We start from the raw sequence: 14555 nt of genomic DNA, 5'->3' as shown, positions 1-14555 counted from the left end.
TGCAGCTTCATGGCTGGTGTCTATCACAAGTAAAAGAGCGTGCGATTTATGTGCATTGCTTATTCGGGTGTCGCCAAGCGGTAAGGCATCGGTCTTTGGAACCGACATTCCTAGGTTCGAATCCTAGCACCCGAGCCAATATTTCTCTTGATGAAGTAGACATGGGATGTTCTCATGTCTGTTTTTATTCATCCCCTCGGATGTCATAGAGAACAGAAAAGGATTAATACATCCTGCTATGAATACTTATGCGACCGTAGTCCTTGCCGCTGGTAAGGGTACTCGGATGCGTTCAAATTTGCCAAAGGTGCTTCACTTCCTGGCTGGCGCACCTCTACTGGCTCATGTGTTGAAAGCTGTCGAGTCCATCCCTTCAACTTCTTCCTTTGCACCACTTACCAGTTCAGTTTCCACTCATCGTCCCATTGTTGTGCTTGGTCACGAAGCCTCACAGGTAGAAGAAGTCTTCGGTGATCGCTGCCACTATGCGCTGCAACACGAACAATTGGGGACCGGACATGCCGTTCTCTCTGCTCAATCGGCCGTTGATGCGCTCGATCCGCTGCCAGAGACGGTGCTTGTCTGCTATGGTGATACGCCGCTGGTCAGAAGCGAGCTGCTGGCACAACTGCTGGTGGAGCATCTTGCTCATCGGGCGACGGTGACGTTTTTAACTGCGATGGCAGATGAAACCTCCGATTTTGGCCGCATCGTGCGCGATAGTAGCGGGCGGGTGCGCGAGATCGTCGAGGTAAAGCGCGCGACGCCGGAGCAGAAACGCATCAAAGAGGTCAATTCCGGCGTCTATTGCTTCGATCGCGAGTGGCTCTGGTCCGTGTTGAAAGCCTTGCCGCGCAATCCTTCAGGCGAGTACTACCTCACTGATCTGGTTGGAATCGCCAGTGCGCAGGAGCGCGTGATTGAGACTGTTACTGGCACGCTGGATGAGGGCATCGGCATCAATAATCGGGTGCAGTTGGCGGAAGCCGAACAGGTTTTGCGTCGGCGCATTCTGGAACGGCATATGTATGCTGGAGTGACGATTGTTGATCCTGCGACTACCTATATCGATGATGACGTGCAGATTGGGATGGATACGATCATTTTGCCGGGAACCATGCTGTCAGGCAACACCACTATCGGTTCGTCCTGTCGTCTTGGTCCGGGGACGACGATTGATCAATCTATAGTTGGAGATCGTTGTGTCATACGTAACTCGGCTCTGGAAGAGGCTACGCTCGAAGAAGATGTCAGTGTCGGACCATTCAGTCATTGTCGCCCTGGTGCCTATCTTGCACGTGGTGTACATGTGGGGAACTTTGCTGAGGTGAAGAATTCCCGTCTTGGTGAGGGAGCCGCTATGGGCCACTTTAGTTATCTTGGCGATGCTACTGTTGGCGATCATACTAACATTGCTGCGGGTACCATCACCTCCAATTATAATGGATTGACAAAGCAGAAATATCGAACAACTATTGGTTCTAACGCGTTTATTGGGTGTGACACAATTCTCGTGCCGCCTGTTGTCGTGGGTGATGGTGCGATGACTGGAGCCGGTTCTGTCGTCAATAGAGACGTGGCACCGGATACGCTGGTCGTTGGCGTCCCCGCTCGTTTATTACGTCCGCTACATCCTTCAGATGACTCTTCAGGTGAGCATGACGAGAAGGAGAAGGAGTAAAAAATTGCTATGGACGGCCCTGACATAGGAAGTATAGCCGCCGCAATAAGTCCGAACACTTCACAAATTACTGGAGAAGTGTGGTTGCAACTCATCGTTTTGTTTGTTGCCTTAGTCCTTTGTGGATTTGCCTCTGCCGCTGAAACTGCTTTAACCTCTGTGAGCCGCATTAAACTCAAAAATTTGATCGAAGAGGGCGATCAACAGGCTCTAGAGATCGAGAAGCTCCTCGCCGAGCCAAACACCTTCCTCTCAACAATCCTGGTCGTCAATAGTGTTGCGGTCATTGTTGCCTCTAGCATGGCTACCGTGCTGGCGCTTCAGTTCTCCGCAACCTGGGGCGAACTGATCTCTTCCGTTCTTATCTCCGTTGTGGTTTTGATCTTTTGTGAGATTACGCCCAAGACCGCTGCGGTACAAAACCCGCTGCGCTGGGCGAAGGTGCTGGTCGGCCTCGTACGTGGAGCATCATGGATGTTACGCCCCATCGTCTGGCTGTTGGGTATTATCACGACCTCGCTTGTTCGCCTTTTGGGTGGACAGGTCAAGCATAAGGGTCCATTCGTCACTGAGGAGGAACTGCGCCTGCTTGTGACGGTCGGCGAGGAAGAAGGTGTGCTTGAAGAGGAAGAGACGGAGATGATCCATAGCATCTTCGAGTTCGCCGATACCACCGTGCGCGAAGTGATGGTTCCCCGTATCGATATGATCACCCTGTCGAGCGATGCAACGGTGACGGAGGCGGTTGATCTCGCGCTTCAGGGAGGCTTTTCGCGTATCCCCGTCTATGAAGCGGAGATTGGTGTTGATGAGATTATAGGCGTTCTTTATACTAAAGATATGCTCAAGCAGTTGCGTGAGGGCCACCATAGCTATCCCATTCGCGATCTTGTTCGCCCCGCCTACTTTGTACCCGAAACGAAAAAGCTTGACGATTTGCTGCATGAGATTCGCCAGAATCGCGTCCATATCGTGATTGTTGTTGACGAGTATGGCTCTGTGGCTGGCCTGGTGACTATCGAGGATCTCGTGGAGGAGATTGTCGGCGATATTAAGGACGAGTACGACCACGAGGAGAATTTGTACGAGAAGATCAATGAGCATGAGTATGTATTCGATGCCAAAATTAACATCTACGATTTCAATGATCTGATGGATACACATCTGGGCGATGAGGATTATGACACGCTTGGTGGCTTCGTTTATGCTCAACTCGACAAAATCCCTACCGCTGGCGATGTCGTCACTTCTGATGATATGACGTTTGCTGTGTTGGCAACGCGAGGGCGGCGCATCACCAAGATTCGTGTTGAGCGAGCCTCTCAAGAGGATGAGGCCGCGTCACCTCTACGGTTGTTGCCTGCCCCAAAGGATACCGATACGCCACCAGAGGCGCAAGAGTCTACCTCACCGTCTTCTTATCAGGTTCGAGGAACTGCATCATGAGTTCAGCACTGCACTCGCTGCCTACCTCCGTCCGGGTTGTTGAGGTTGGCCCGCGCGATGGTTTACAGAATGAAAAGGTGCAAATTCCAACGGAGCAGAAAATACAGTTTATCAAGTTGTTGACCGAGGCGGGTTTGCCGGTCGTAGAGGCAACCTCGTTTGTCAGTCCTCACGCTATTCCGCAACTCCAGGATGCTGGCGCTGTGATGGCTGCCCTCATTCCTTCTTCCCAAACTCAATATCCTGTACTGGTGCCGAATTTGAAGGGGATGGAACGGGCGCGAGCGGCTGGTGTACGCTCCATCGCAGTATTTACTGCTGCGAGCGAGAGCTTTACACAGCATAATATTCGAGCCACTATTGATGAGAGCCTGGCAAATTTTCGCCCTGTAGTTGCGCTTGCCCGGCAGGAAGGAATAGCGGTGCGAGGCTATATCTCGACCGTCTTTGGCTGTCCCTACGAGGGGAGCATTGATCCTCAGCGCGTGCTTTCCGTCGCGCGTTCTCTTCTCGATATGGGAGTCGATGAGCTTTCGTTAGGCGATACAATTGGTGTGGCTACCCCCAATCAAGTGGTAGATGTGCTTGATCTGCTGGTCTCGCAAGGGGCTGTTCCTCTTGATCGCCTGGCGGTCCATTTTCACGATACACGCGGGACCGCTCTGGCCAACGTTCTCATGGCGTTGCAAATGGGGATACATATCGTTGATGTGGCAGCCGGCGGTCTAGGTGGATGTCCCTATGCGCCGGGGGCCGCTGGCAATCTGGCAACCGAGGATCTGCTCTATATGTTGCATGGTATGGGGATTCAGACCGGCGTAGATCTTGAGAAGGTGGTAGAGGCCACGCGCTTCATTGCGCCTTTCCTGGGACATGCTCCCACGAGCAAGTATTATCAGGCCGCACTTTCAGCCGGCTAGCCACGAGGAACGTTATGGCACTCACAAAACAAGATATTCAGCAGGTGATAAAGACCCTCAATTTGTCTGAATTACCTCTTTGCGTCCACTCATCTCTTCGCTCGTTTGGTCCCATTGAAGGTGGATCAGATACGCTGCTCGATGGCCTGTTGGCAGAGGATACGACCGTGATGGTTCCTACATTTACCGATCAATTTTTTCCAGTTACACCACCTGTCGATCCCAATTTCAGACCTGCTCGCAATGGCCTGGATGACGGTCATGTCTGGCAAGATAGCGGCGCGCAACGTATCTACACACCAGCGACAGGCGAGATCGACGACGATATGGGTATCCTACCAAGAACCGTACTTGCTCGTCCTGAACATGTGCGCGGCAATCATCCCTTAAATTCATTTGCCGCCATTGGTCCACTTGCGGAGGAATTGATCGAGGGACAACAGCCTTTGCAGGTCTACATGCCAATGGATGTGTTAGCTGAACTGCGCGGCTCGATTATTTTGATGGGTGTGGGCTTGGAGCGCATGACATTCCTGCATTTTGCCGAGCAAGAGGCAAACCGAACGCTATTTCGACGTTGGGCGAACGGTCCCGATGGACGACCAATGCTGGTTGCTGTTGGTAGCTGCTCTGAGGGATTCGGCAATTTCGCGCCAGTGCTTGCCTCTTTGAAGCGCGAAGTTCAGGTTGGGCAGAGCGTGTGGCAGATCTTTCCCGCCAGAGAAACCCTCAGTGCAGCAGTAGCGGCCATTCGCGCTAATCCATCAATCACTCACTGCGCAGACCCCGCCTGTAGCCGTTGCAACCATGCTGTGCAGGGGGGACCAATCTTGCCAGAACAATCATAACGCCATCCTCTTGCCTTATTGCCGCCCTGATGACAGTCCGGGGCGGCAACTTGAATTCTTTTCCCTAGGTAGTGTCATTACCAGTATTAGCCCACTCTGGTATAGCTTTCTAGCTTACTACCCAAGCTTGTCATTCGGGTCAATATGTGTTCCCTCGACAGGCACCCTTCTTGCTGGCTGGTTTGCTGCGCGCAGGCCTCCTGCCTCTTGATGCATTCTCAACTCGCACTTTCCCTCTCTCAGAGGTGGAGCAAGCTATTCAATACGCACATGATCGCGGTGGCGCATTTTATTTGACGGCGCTTATTCCTTAGAGTGGTTTTTCCCTCGAACTCTACGAAAAACTGGCTTCTCCGTTGATTGAGAGGGGCCAGTTTTCACCTCCATAAGTGCTAGCTCTTAACTTTTGCACCTTTGCGGCTCGTAGCAGTTGCCGGGGCGACACGCTCTTTCGTCGTGCCGTTTAGTTGCTGCGAGTTATTGCGTAGATCTTGTACAATCAGTCGGGTTGCTGCATTCTGCCAGTTGTAGAGCGTGCGTTCTGGCACATGAACGCGGAACCATTCCAAGGCATTGCGGGTAACGGGATCGCTTGGAATGTGTTGTGTGCGCTGGCTGTATGGTTTCAGTCCGACAACGTAAAGGAAATACAACGCATTGTAATATCTCCATTCATCAGATGTGCCGAAGTCATCGTCCCCGCGCGGTTTGAGCCTTGTAATGCATTCAGTTAGCACCGCTTTGAGTTCCGCTGCCCGTTCAAGCATGTCTATCTGCCTGTTTTGTTGTTGTAAACGAACTTCGATTGTGGGGAGATTGGCTAATGGATTGGTGGAGAGACGGCCAAGATCACCAAAATTGCGCAATGCCTGTCGAGTGAAGCGGATAAACTCGCTCTCGTCGATGGTTGCGAGGTCGATGCCTGGATCTACACGTGGCATCTTGCTGGCCCGTGAGCGTAACTCAGCCCGCACCTGTTGCAGATGAGGGAAAGACGAAAAGGCGATGGTATCGAGCCAGGTGACAAGCTGGTCAGAAAATACTTGCGTCGTGATGGCGGTGGTGAGGATCATCATGAGGAGCAGCAAAGAGAGAAACGTGATACCTAAGCCTAGAAACATGAAAAGGAGTACCTGACCTCCAAATAGCAGTGCAATAAGCAGCGAGTAGTCGAACGAGCGAAACAGATCTGGCAGCAGCGCCTCTCCGCGATTGAAGGCATCTAGAGCTGCTGTGACGAGACCAAATACCAGTAGATCGAGGCCAACACAGAAGAGTATGCCTGCGTGGAGCGGCTCATACAATGGTAGCAGGCTGAGTCCTATTCCAGGCGGGAGTAAGATCAGCGAGGAGAGGTAGCATAGCCTCAGCTTGCGAAATGCTGGATTGGATGAAGTGGTGGTAAAGGTATCGTTGAGTGAGAAGAGTTGGAAAAGCCCTGTTGGGAAGAGTAGAAAGAAGGAGAGCAGGAGCAAGATCAAGTGAGTAATTGTCAGCATAGATGAGGATGCAACGTTATATTTGCTCAGTATGCCGCAGCTTATACCCACCGCGTAGGCTACCTGCCCTCCTCCAATCGACCAGAGGCGGCAATTTTTCAGGTCGCGACCAATCAGATAGAGTCCAAGCCAGAGTACTAATCCAAAGAGTGTTAGCTCTGAGAAGATGAGTCCTGTTGGCATGGACGGTTCCCCCTGTTCTGGCCTTTCATAGTGTTGCTTAATGATTTTGCAAGTACTTGATGGCTGCCGTCAGTTGTGTATCGCCGCCATTCAGAATTTGTTGCAGTGTCATGTTGCCGTTGTTTTCGTCGCCTGGCGTAATTTGGGTGGCATTAGTTGGCAACTTCACAGTGATATCCGGGGCGATTCCGTTCTCGCGAATGAAATGTCCCTTTGGTGTGAGCCATTCCTGGGTGCCCAGCAGCAGTGCAGAGCCATCGGAGAGCGTAAATTGCTGAAGGACTGTTCCCGTTCCAAAGGTCGTTTCTCCGATCAGCGTTGCTCGTTTGTTGTCGTGCAGCGCACCTGAGACGATCTCAGCAGCGCTGGCAGAGTTACCATTGATAAGTACAACCAGCGTGTCAGTTGTATTGACGGCGTTTCCTGTGACAAGAATTGGCGTTTGTTTCCCGGAGCTATCCTGTTCAAGCAAGACGGTGCCATCCTTCATGAATAAGCTGGCGGTGTTGACCGCCTCGTTGAGATAGCCACCAGGGTTATCGCGCAGGTCCAGAATAATCTTTGTGGCCCCCTTGCCTTTCGCTTCGGCCAGCGCGCTTTTGAGCTGGGCAGAGGTGTTATCCGAGAATTGGACGACCTGGATATGCGCAATATGGCTTTCTGCAATATAGTGCATGATGACGTTTGGCACCTGAATCACCGCTCGTTTAAGTGTGACAGTGATAGGCTGTGCTACGCCTGGACGCTGCACCGTCAACGAAACATCGGAGCCTTCTTTCCCCTGAATGAGGCTGCTGACACCATTGACATCCTTGCCTTTTACATCTGTACCGTTGACCGATAGAATCACGTCGCCACGTTTCAAGCTGGCCTTTTCAGCCGGGGATCCAGGGATTGTTCCTGTGATAATCAGTTGCTTGCTATCTGTATCCTGACGCAGATAGATCCCGATACCTGTGAATTTGCCACTTAGTTGCTGATTTTCATTTTTCACCTGTTCTGGAGTGAGAAAACGTGTATGTCCTTTATCTTTAAGTGAATCAACCATAGCCTGAATTGCGGCATAAGACATCGCTTTATAATCAACCTGCTTGCGATCAACATAGTTCTGATCTACTGTTGTCCACGCTTGTTGAAACAATTGAGCATAGCTTTTTGATTGATCATTGGCTTGAAAAGAGTTGCTGAAATACTGGTGACTGAACCAGCCTCCGCAAAACGCAATGATTACAAGTGCAATCAGTGCCAGCAGTTGCCCCACAATGCGAGCGAGACGGCTGTTTCTTGTTGCCTCGTATGGCTCCAACACTCTTCCGTTTTGTTGGTTATCCTCACCACGAGGAGTATTATTGTGTCCATACTGATCGAAATCGTCGTACGCTGGCTGAGGCGAATCTCCAGGATTTACATGTTGCTCTTCATACCAACGAGGGTCATCATATCTACTCACTGATTGCCTCCGTGTTGTATTGCATCCCATTTATTTTTACTGGTTTATCAATTTAATTTGGATTCAGGTTCTATCTTAGGAGGGCATGACGAAAAAGTCAATTGTTAAGTCGTTTTTTTACATAAAAATAAGGGTATAGTCTAGAAAAACTATACCCTTTTGATAACGCGAATTCTTGCTGTCTGGCTGCCGATCTCTTTGACATTTGTAATGCATGGAGTTATCAGCACATGGATACGGCAAGCTACTTCTGTGGAGTATCCGTCTTATCGCTATCCTGATCCTGGGACGTGTTGTTCGCCGCGTTCTGAGAGGACTGAGCTTTGTTTGCTGATGGTGCGGGTTGCTGCTTCTTCGGCGGTTCCCATCCAGGTGCGCGAGAGACGATCATTGACATCATACGGCCCTCCATTATTGGAGAACGTTCAATGGTCACTGTACCCTTCAACACGTCTGCTATCTGGTCCAGTAGCTTGCGGCCAAGATCAGGGTGACGCATTTCTGCCCCTTTAAATTGAACGCTTACCCTGACTTTATCACCTTCAGCCAGAAATTCTTGTATCTTGCGAGTCTTTACTGCTACATCATGCTCGTCTGTACGCGGACGCATACGAATCTCTTTGAGAGTTATCGTCTTCTGATGCTTGCGTGCCTCATTTTCTTTCTTGGCCTGCTCATATTTAAAGCGGCCGTAGTCCATGAGCTTGCACACTGGCGGCATGGCGTTCGGCGATACCTCTACCAGGTCCAGGTTCTTCTCTCTGGCGATATCCAGAGCGCGTCCTGGAGGCATCACTCCCATCATCTCACCATTCTCATCGATTAAGCGTATCTCGCGGGCACGAATGCGCTCATTCACTCGTGTCTCACGCGGACGGTCGTTTCCACGAAAGTCCCTGTTAATAGGCCGATCCTCCTCTTTTGTAATAAAAACTGATCATTTACTCCTGCTTTATGGGTTTCTACTCTGGGTATTCGCTCATGTAATCCTGTTGAAATCAACAACCATACTTGCATGTTGATGGATGTGTATTCCAACTGTTGACGATCAGCAGCGAACGGTACAAGTATACTACGACTGCTTATCGTTTGCAAGGGTGACTTGTATGTATCTACCTTTTTTCATCCGTTGTTAGTATCGCTAGAATCTACACCAGTCCTCATTTGCTTCATGTGGAAAATGCCCAGGTTTCTTCTTCTGGACATATACATTTTTACCAATTCTATGGTATACTTGGAAAGACAGATAATTTTGCAGCATCAGGATTTGTTCTCTTCTTAGCATGCACCCCAAAAAAAACAGGATTGGCGTGAAGGAGGCTTTAGCATGAGCGGCAATGTGGTCGCCGGTCGCACGCAGTCATCTGCATCTATTTCTGAGATATTTCGGTTTTCTCCTCGCCTTAATCAGGCTCACAAGATTCAATGGCGCTCCTGGGGTTTTGATGCATTTCAGGAAGCCTTGCGGCTCGATAAGCCTATCTTCCTTTTGATTACCTCTTCCTGGTGCCAGTGGTGCCATATTATGGATGAGACTACTCTTTCTGAACCCAGCGTGATTGCTATTATTAATCATGATTATATTCCTATTCGTGTTGATAGCGATATTCGTCCCGATGTCAATCAACGCTATAATCAAAATGGCTGGCCTAGCGTGGTCTTGCTTTCTTCTGAAGGGGAGATTCTCTGGGGTGGCGTTTATGTTCCTCCGAAACAAATGCTCTATTATCTTGGTCATGTACGCCGCTACTATGGAGAACACCGACAGGAGATCGCTGAACAGGTGCGTTTCCTGCAAGATCAACGCTTTACCCGTAAGCTCTCTCAAACACTCCCCTCAACGGGCCTGCGCTCGTTGCTGGCTGAAGAGCGAACTGCTCTCGCGGATCTGCCTGTAGAAGCTGGTCGCGTGTTGCAAGATCTCTATGATCCCGACTTTGGTGGCTTTACTATTCACCCTCACCTCAAGTTCCCTCACCCGGAGGCGCTCGAGCTCCTTGTTCTCCTATCTCGTCGCCAGCAACCAGAGATGCTTGATCTGGTCTGCTATTCCCTGGAACAGATGCGCGATGGCGGTTTGTGGGATCAGGAAGAGGGCGGCTTCTTCCGCTACTCCGCCTCTGGCGATTGGAGTATCCCACATACAGAAAAAATGTTGGAGGAGAATGCTGCGTTGTTGCGTCTGGTGCTGCTTGTGGTGCAGGCGACCGGCGACCCACAATGGCAGCAGTTGTCAAAACGTTTGATTCTTTATATCAATAGTAAATTGTGGCAACCACAGGTAGGCATTTTTTCGGGTAGCCAGAGTGCTGATGAAGAATACTACGAGCCTGGCCTCTACTCCCGTGCGTCTCGCACTGCCCCTCTTGTTGATACCACCGTCTATACCGCATGGAACGCTCGCATGATCTCTTCGTATTTTCTGGCCGCTCGTGTGCTGAATTATCCATCCCTCGATGCTATGGCTTGTCGCGCGTTAGATTATTTGTGTGAGCATATGGTGCATCGTGAAGGTTCGATGTATCACTATTCTCTTCATGGATATGCTGATCTTCCCGGTCAGCTGGCTGATCAAGTGTGGATGACCCGCGCTTTACTGGATGCCTATGAACTGCATGGCCGCAAGTACTATCTTGAAACAGCGATTGCTTTAATGCATTTTGCCTGTCAGGAATTGCTCGATAGACAGAGCGGCCTGTTTTATGACTATTCCGAGGATGCTCTTGCCGTTGGGCGCCTGGCCTTACGTGAACAGCCGCTCACCGAGAATGCGATTGCTGCTGAGTGCTTGCTTCGTATGGCTGTCTATAGCAAGCGGCAGAATCTTCACGATACCGCCCTGCTAGTGCTCTCTGGTTGTCTTGAGAAGTATCGCCGCACAGGTATCCAGGGGGCCATCTATGCCTGTGTAGTCGCTCAGGCTATCGAGAACTCCTGGCTATAGCATATCTACAACACTGTATCTATCAGGTACAGTCTAGCCAGTGCGATCTGGTCGCTTCTGTGTGTGCAGGGCTTTTGTTAATTCGCTCACCACATCGTAGCGACCGTACGATGGCATGAGATAGACGCCTTCTACCTGGCCGCTTGCCTCTTCCAGTAGCTCCTGAGCAAGCTTCAAACCTTCTTCGTGTCCATGTTCTCCAGCTGCCTTCATGCGTGCGCGCACATCGTCTGGAATGGTGATTCCTGGCACTTCGTTATGGAGATATTCGGCATGCCGTGAGCTATGAAGTGGGATACAACCGAGCAGCATGGGAATTGGTGGCTTGCCAGCTCGATCCAGAAAGCGTTGCAGGGGAGCAATCTCATAGATAGGTTGTGTCATGATAAAATGTGCGCCCGCATCGAGTTTCTGACGATACTTCTCGATTTCGCGATCTGTTTCCTCATCACTCATATTCAGATTCAGCGCACAGCCTATATGGAACGATGCCCTTGCTCCAATCGATGATCCTGCGGCATCGTGTCCATCGTTCATGTCTCGTATCACACGAATCAGGCCCACCGAGTCCACATCCCAGACGCCAGTTGTGTTGGGATAATCTCCCACCCGTAATGGGTCGCCGGTTAGAGCGAGGATGTTGCGAATACCGAGGGCATGAGCGCCCAGCAGTTCCGATTGGAGAGCCATGAGGTTGCGGTCGCGAGTGGTGAAATGAATAATGGTTTCAATGTCCAGGTGATCTTGTATCAGACGCGCCAGAGCCAGACATCCCATGCGGACACGCGCCATCGGGCTATCGGCGATATTGATAAAATCGACGCCAGCGTTTTGAAGCTGAACTGCACCCTCCAGTATCTTATGCGGGTTCAGTCCTTTGGGTGGATCAAGCTCGACGCTGACGACAAATTCTTTTGCCGCCAGCTTTTCTTGTAGCTGTGTCATGCTGCCCTGTTGAGGAAGGATGATCTGCTCTTCGATCAGTTTGGCGACGATGACCTGACCATTAGAGCTTTGCTTCTGTTCGACTGGCTGTTGCTGTAGCTGGACGGCGGCTGCAAACTGTGTGTGTGTGCCGTACTGTTCATCCAGCACTTTACGCATGGCGGCGATATGGTGAGGTGTGGTGCCGCAACAGCCGCCGATTAAGTGTACCCCAGCCTCGACGAAGTGCAAGGCGTAATCGGCAAAATAATCTGGGGTGGCGACATAAAAGAAGCGATTGCCTATACGTGCGGGGAGACCGGCGTTGGGTTGAGCAGAAAAGAGCGTCGGGCCAGCGCCATCCAGTTGTTGCTTGACGGCGATGATCATCTCCTGTAGCGCGTCCAGAGTTGCCGCCGGCCCGACGCTGCAATTGGCCCCCATCACATCTATGCCCAGATCGCTTAATACGGTGGCAACTCGTGTAGCGGATTGTCCAGAAAGCGTATGTCCATCTTCATAGTAGCTCATTTGTGCGACAATAGGCAGACCTCCCACCTCTTTTGCCGCTAAGACGGCCTGTCGCAATTCTGCCAGATTGGAGAAGGTTTCCAGAATGAGCAGATCAACGCCACCTTCTAATAGTGCTTCGATCTGTTCGCGAAAGATCGTGCGTAGCTCGCTTAATCGTTGTTCATTGGGGGCTTGCAATGGGCGACCGCTGGGTCCGACAGCTCCCGCGATAAAGACGGGTTGCCCCGCAATCTCGCGCGCTTCGCGTGCCAGACGGACGGCGCGGAAGTTGATCTCGCGGACGCGCTCTTCTAGATGATAGGCTTCAAGTTTTGCGCGGTTGGCTCCGAAAGTATTGGTTTCGATGATCTGAGCACCTGCACTGATATATTCGCCGTGAATGCGCTGAATCAGATCTGGTTGTGTCAGATTGAGGGCATCAAAACACTGCTCATAGGTGATTCCCCGAGCGTAGAGCAAAGTACCCATTGCTCCATCGCACAATACTGGACCTTCTTGTAATTGCTCAAGTAATGGATGTGTCATAACACTTCTCTTTCTCAGATGAACGCTCTCTGCACACTATTGTACATGTTTTTTTGCGTTTATGAAATGCGTTGATAGAGGGATCTGCTTATTAAAAATGAGTAATATGAGGCTGAAAGGGAGTAAATGGGAAGGGATGATGATAAGAAATATTTATTGACACGATATGATGAAATATATAAGCTTGAACTAAACAGAATTTGTGTTGGACGGATTATGTGAGTGTACGATGCGAGAGCCTGGGAGAGGAAAGGACGTGAAATATGTCACCATTTTTCGCTCAGAATCTTCTGTTTCGGAATGTCCTCCTTGCCGGGTATGTTATCTGGGCGGTAATGGAAGTGATTCTGGGGATCAGGCAGCTTGTACTCCTTCATGCTGGTATCCAGATCCAGGATAAGGGGTCACGGCTGGTTATCACTGGAACGGTTGGTCTTGGTATCTTGCTCTGCTGGTATTTACCCCGTACTGTTCCTGCTACAGCCATTACGAGCGCGAGCGTTTTTGTCTTCTGGTCAGGCATTACCCTGATCTACGCTGGTCTCGCTTTCCGACTCTATGCCATTATCGTGCTCGGTCGCTATTTTACCCCTAGCGTGACAGTGGCTGCCCATCAGCAAGTGGTAGAAAATGGGCCGTATAAGCTTATTCGTCACCCCGCCTATACTGGCTTACTCATCATGTTTCTGGGATTCGGACTCAGCTCTACCAACTGGTTGAGTCTGTTGGCTCTGATGGGGTGTGCGCTACTTGGACTAGGCTACCGTATCCATGTGGAAGAGCGCGTTCTCCAGGAGCACCTGGGTCAGCGATACAAGGAGTATATGCGGCATACGAAACGCCTTATCCCCTTTGTGCTATAACTACCCCAACATACAATGCAAGGAGTAGGGTGAAGTCTCAACACCCTACCCCTTCTGGTCTCTACTATTGAGCGTTCACCTTAATTGTGCGCGCTTTTGCGTGTTCGGCTTTCGGCAGCGTTAACGAGAGGATGCCATCCCTGTAGCTGGCTTCGGCGCGCTCAGCATTGATAGGGGCCGGAAGCGTGAAGGATTGCTGATACTCGCCAGACTGGAAGCCGCTGAAATGAACAGTGGCACCTTCGGGAACAGTAACTTTTGTCTGCCACTTCAAAGTAACTATATCTTGCTGTACATTGATCTCAACATTGCTTGAATTGACTCCGGGCATTGGGACTTGCAGGATAAAGCCTTCGGAGGTCTCGTAGAGATTGGCGGCGACTCCACGTGTACTAAACGCACTACCGAAGCGAGGAGAGATAACGCTGTCCTCAAACAAACGGTCCATCGCCTCACGTAAAGAAACCACTTCACTAAAAGGATTGTAGCGTGTAATGTTTGCCATTGTTGTATCTCCTTCTTCAAGTTGTGGTGGAATAGAGGCTGCTCAGGTCTCATCCACCGCTCAAAGTTCTTTGTTTTTGTTCTGACCATACTATATATCACCATGTGTTAGAGGAACGTATGCGAAGTGTAAGAATTGTGTTAGAAATCTTGATAGTACATCTATCAAACTCTGTGATCTAAGCATCTCAAACTTGTGACGGCTCTGGTAGTTTTTCTCTCTGGTCCCATCGC

Annotated in this window: 11 protein-coding genes and 1 tRNA gene; 7 read left to right on the top strand and 5 right to left on the bottom strand. The window is 50.5% G+C overall.

From position 1 onward, the window contains the following. Positions 1-63: 63 nt before the first annotated feature. The 5 genes from K3T83_RS06725 (at position 64) to K3T83_RS06705 (ending at position 4895) form a co-directional block, all read left to right on the top strand. Positions 64-138: transfer RNA gene (locus K3T83_RS06725), tRNA-Gln, on the top strand. Positions 139-238: 100 nt separating this feature from the next. Then, entirely contained in the window at positions 239-1681 is a 1443-nt protein-coding gene (glmU, locus tag K3T83_RS06720) for a bifunctional UDP-N-acetylglucosamine diphosphorylase/glucosamine-1-phosphate N-acetyltransferase GlmU (RefSeq protein WP_220202198.1), read from the top strand. Positions 1682-1690: 9 nt separating this feature from the next. Further along, the gene (locus K3T83_RS06715) at positions 1691-3127 is read left to right on the top strand and encodes a hemolysin family protein (protein ID WP_220202197.1); all 1437 of its coding nucleotides are present in this window, start codon (positions 1691-1693) and stop codon (positions 3125-3127) included. Then, positions 3124-4047 carry a hydroxymethylglutaryl-CoA lyase gene (locus K3T83_RS06710; RefSeq protein WP_220202196.1) on the top strand — a complete coding sequence of 308 codons (924 nt, stop codon included), beginning with the start codon at positions 3124-3126 and terminating at the stop codon, positions 4045-4047. The genes K3T83_RS06715 and K3T83_RS06710 overlap by 4 nt, the downstream gene beginning before the upstream one ends. Positions 4048-4061: 14 nt before the next feature. Then, positions 4062-4895: an AAC(3) family N-acetyltransferase gene (locus tag K3T83_RS06705; RefSeq protein ID WP_220202195.1), complete on the top strand. Its 834-nt coding sequence runs from the start codon at positions 4062-4064 to the stop codon at positions 4893-4895. 392 nt (positions 4896-5287) lie between these two features. Here K3T83_RS06705 and K3T83_RS06700 read toward each other — a convergent pair whose 3' ends face one another. The 3 genes from K3T83_RS06700 to infC form a co-directional block, all read right to left on the bottom strand. Continuing rightward, positions 5288-6577 carry a hypothetical protein gene (locus K3T83_RS06700; RefSeq protein WP_220202194.1) on the bottom strand — a complete coding sequence of 430 codons (1290 nt, stop codon included), beginning with the start codon at positions 6575-6577 and terminating at the stop codon, positions 5288-5290. A 37-nt stretch (positions 6578-6614) separates the two neighbouring features. After that, a complete protein-coding gene (locus K3T83_RS06695) occupies positions 6615-8027 on the bottom strand; it encodes a S41 family peptidase (RefSeq protein ID WP_220202193.1) in 1413 nt (470 codons plus the stop codon). Between the two features lie 244 nt (positions 8028-8271). Continuing rightward, a complete protein-coding gene (gene infC, locus K3T83_RS06690) occupies positions 8272-8886 on the bottom strand; it encodes a translation initiation factor IF-3 (RefSeq protein WP_236064842.1) in 615 nt (204 codons plus the stop codon). Positions 8887-9354: 468 nt separating this feature from the next. Between infC and K3T83_RS06685 the strand changes: the two genes are divergently transcribed. After that, positions 9355-10971, top strand: a complete 1617-nt coding sequence (locus tag K3T83_RS06685; RefSeq protein ID WP_220202192.1) for a thioredoxin domain-containing protein — start codon at positions 9355-9357, stop codon at positions 10969-10971. A 33-nt stretch (positions 10972-11004) separates the two neighbouring features. Here K3T83_RS06685 and K3T83_RS06680 read toward each other — a convergent pair whose 3' ends face one another. Then, positions 11005-12954 carry a bifunctional homocysteine S-methyltransferase/methylenetetrahydrofolate reductase gene (locus K3T83_RS06680; protein ID WP_220202191.1) on the bottom strand — a complete coding sequence of 650 codons (1950 nt, stop codon included), beginning with the start codon at positions 12952-12954 and terminating at the stop codon, positions 11005-11007. A gap of 263 nt (positions 12955-13217) precedes the next feature. On the opposite strand from K3T83_RS06680, the gene K3T83_RS06675 reads away from it, so the two are divergent. Next, positions 13218-13817, top strand: a complete 600-nt coding sequence (locus K3T83_RS06675; RefSeq protein WP_220202190.1) for a methyltransferase family protein — start codon at positions 13218-13220, stop codon at positions 13815-13817. A 64-nt stretch (positions 13818-13881) separates the two neighbouring features. Here K3T83_RS06675 and K3T83_RS06670 read toward each other — a convergent pair whose 3' ends face one another. After that, complete coding sequence (locus tag K3T83_RS06670) at positions 13882-14322, bottom strand: Hsp20/alpha crystallin family protein (RefSeq protein ID WP_220202189.1); 441 nt, start codon at positions 14320-14322, stop codon at positions 13882-13884. Between the last annotated feature and the right edge of the window lie 233 nt (positions 14323-14555).

Source organism: Reticulibacter mediterranei, assembly GCF_016587455.1.
Note: the sequence above shows the minus strand (reverse complement) of the source record. Positions and strands in the feature narration are given on the sequence as shown.

What these genes read in the sequence shown, in the direction of transcription:
- glmU (WP_220202198.1), top strand. Translation starts at nt 239, where the DNA reads ATGAATACTTATGCGACCGTAGTCCTTGCCGCTGGTAAGGGTACTCGG.
- K3T83_RS06715 (WP_220202197.1), top strand. Translation starts at nt 1,691, where the DNA reads ATGGACGGCCCTGACATAGGAAGTATAGCCGCCGCAATAAGTCCGAAC.
- K3T83_RS06710 (WP_220202196.1), top strand. Translation starts at nt 3,124, where the DNA reads ATGAGTTCAGCACTGCACTCGCTGCCTACCTCCGTCCGGGTTGTTGAG.
- K3T83_RS06705 (WP_220202195.1), top strand. Translation starts at nt 4,062, where the DNA reads ATGGCACTCACAAAACAAGATATTCAGCAGGTGATAAAGACCCTCAAT.
- K3T83_RS06700 (WP_220202194.1), bottom strand. Translation starts at nt 6,577, where the DNA reads ATGCCAACAGGACTCATCTTCTCAGAGCTAACACTCTTTGGATTAGTA.
- K3T83_RS06685 (WP_220202192.1), top strand. Translation starts at nt 9,355, where the DNA reads ATGAGCGGCAATGTGGTCGCCGGTCGCACGCAGTCATCTGCATCTATT.
- K3T83_RS06680 (WP_220202191.1), bottom strand. Translation starts at nt 12,954, where the DNA reads ATGACACATCCATTACTTGAGCAATTACAAGAAGGTCCAGTATTGTGC.
- K3T83_RS06675 (WP_220202190.1), top strand. Translation starts at nt 13,218, where the DNA reads ATGTCACCATTTTTCGCTCAGAATCTTCTGTTTCGGAATGTCCTCCTT.
- K3T83_RS06670 (WP_220202189.1), bottom strand. Translation starts at nt 14,322, where the DNA reads ATGGCAAACATTACACGCTACAATCCTTTTAGTGAAGTGGTTTCTTTA.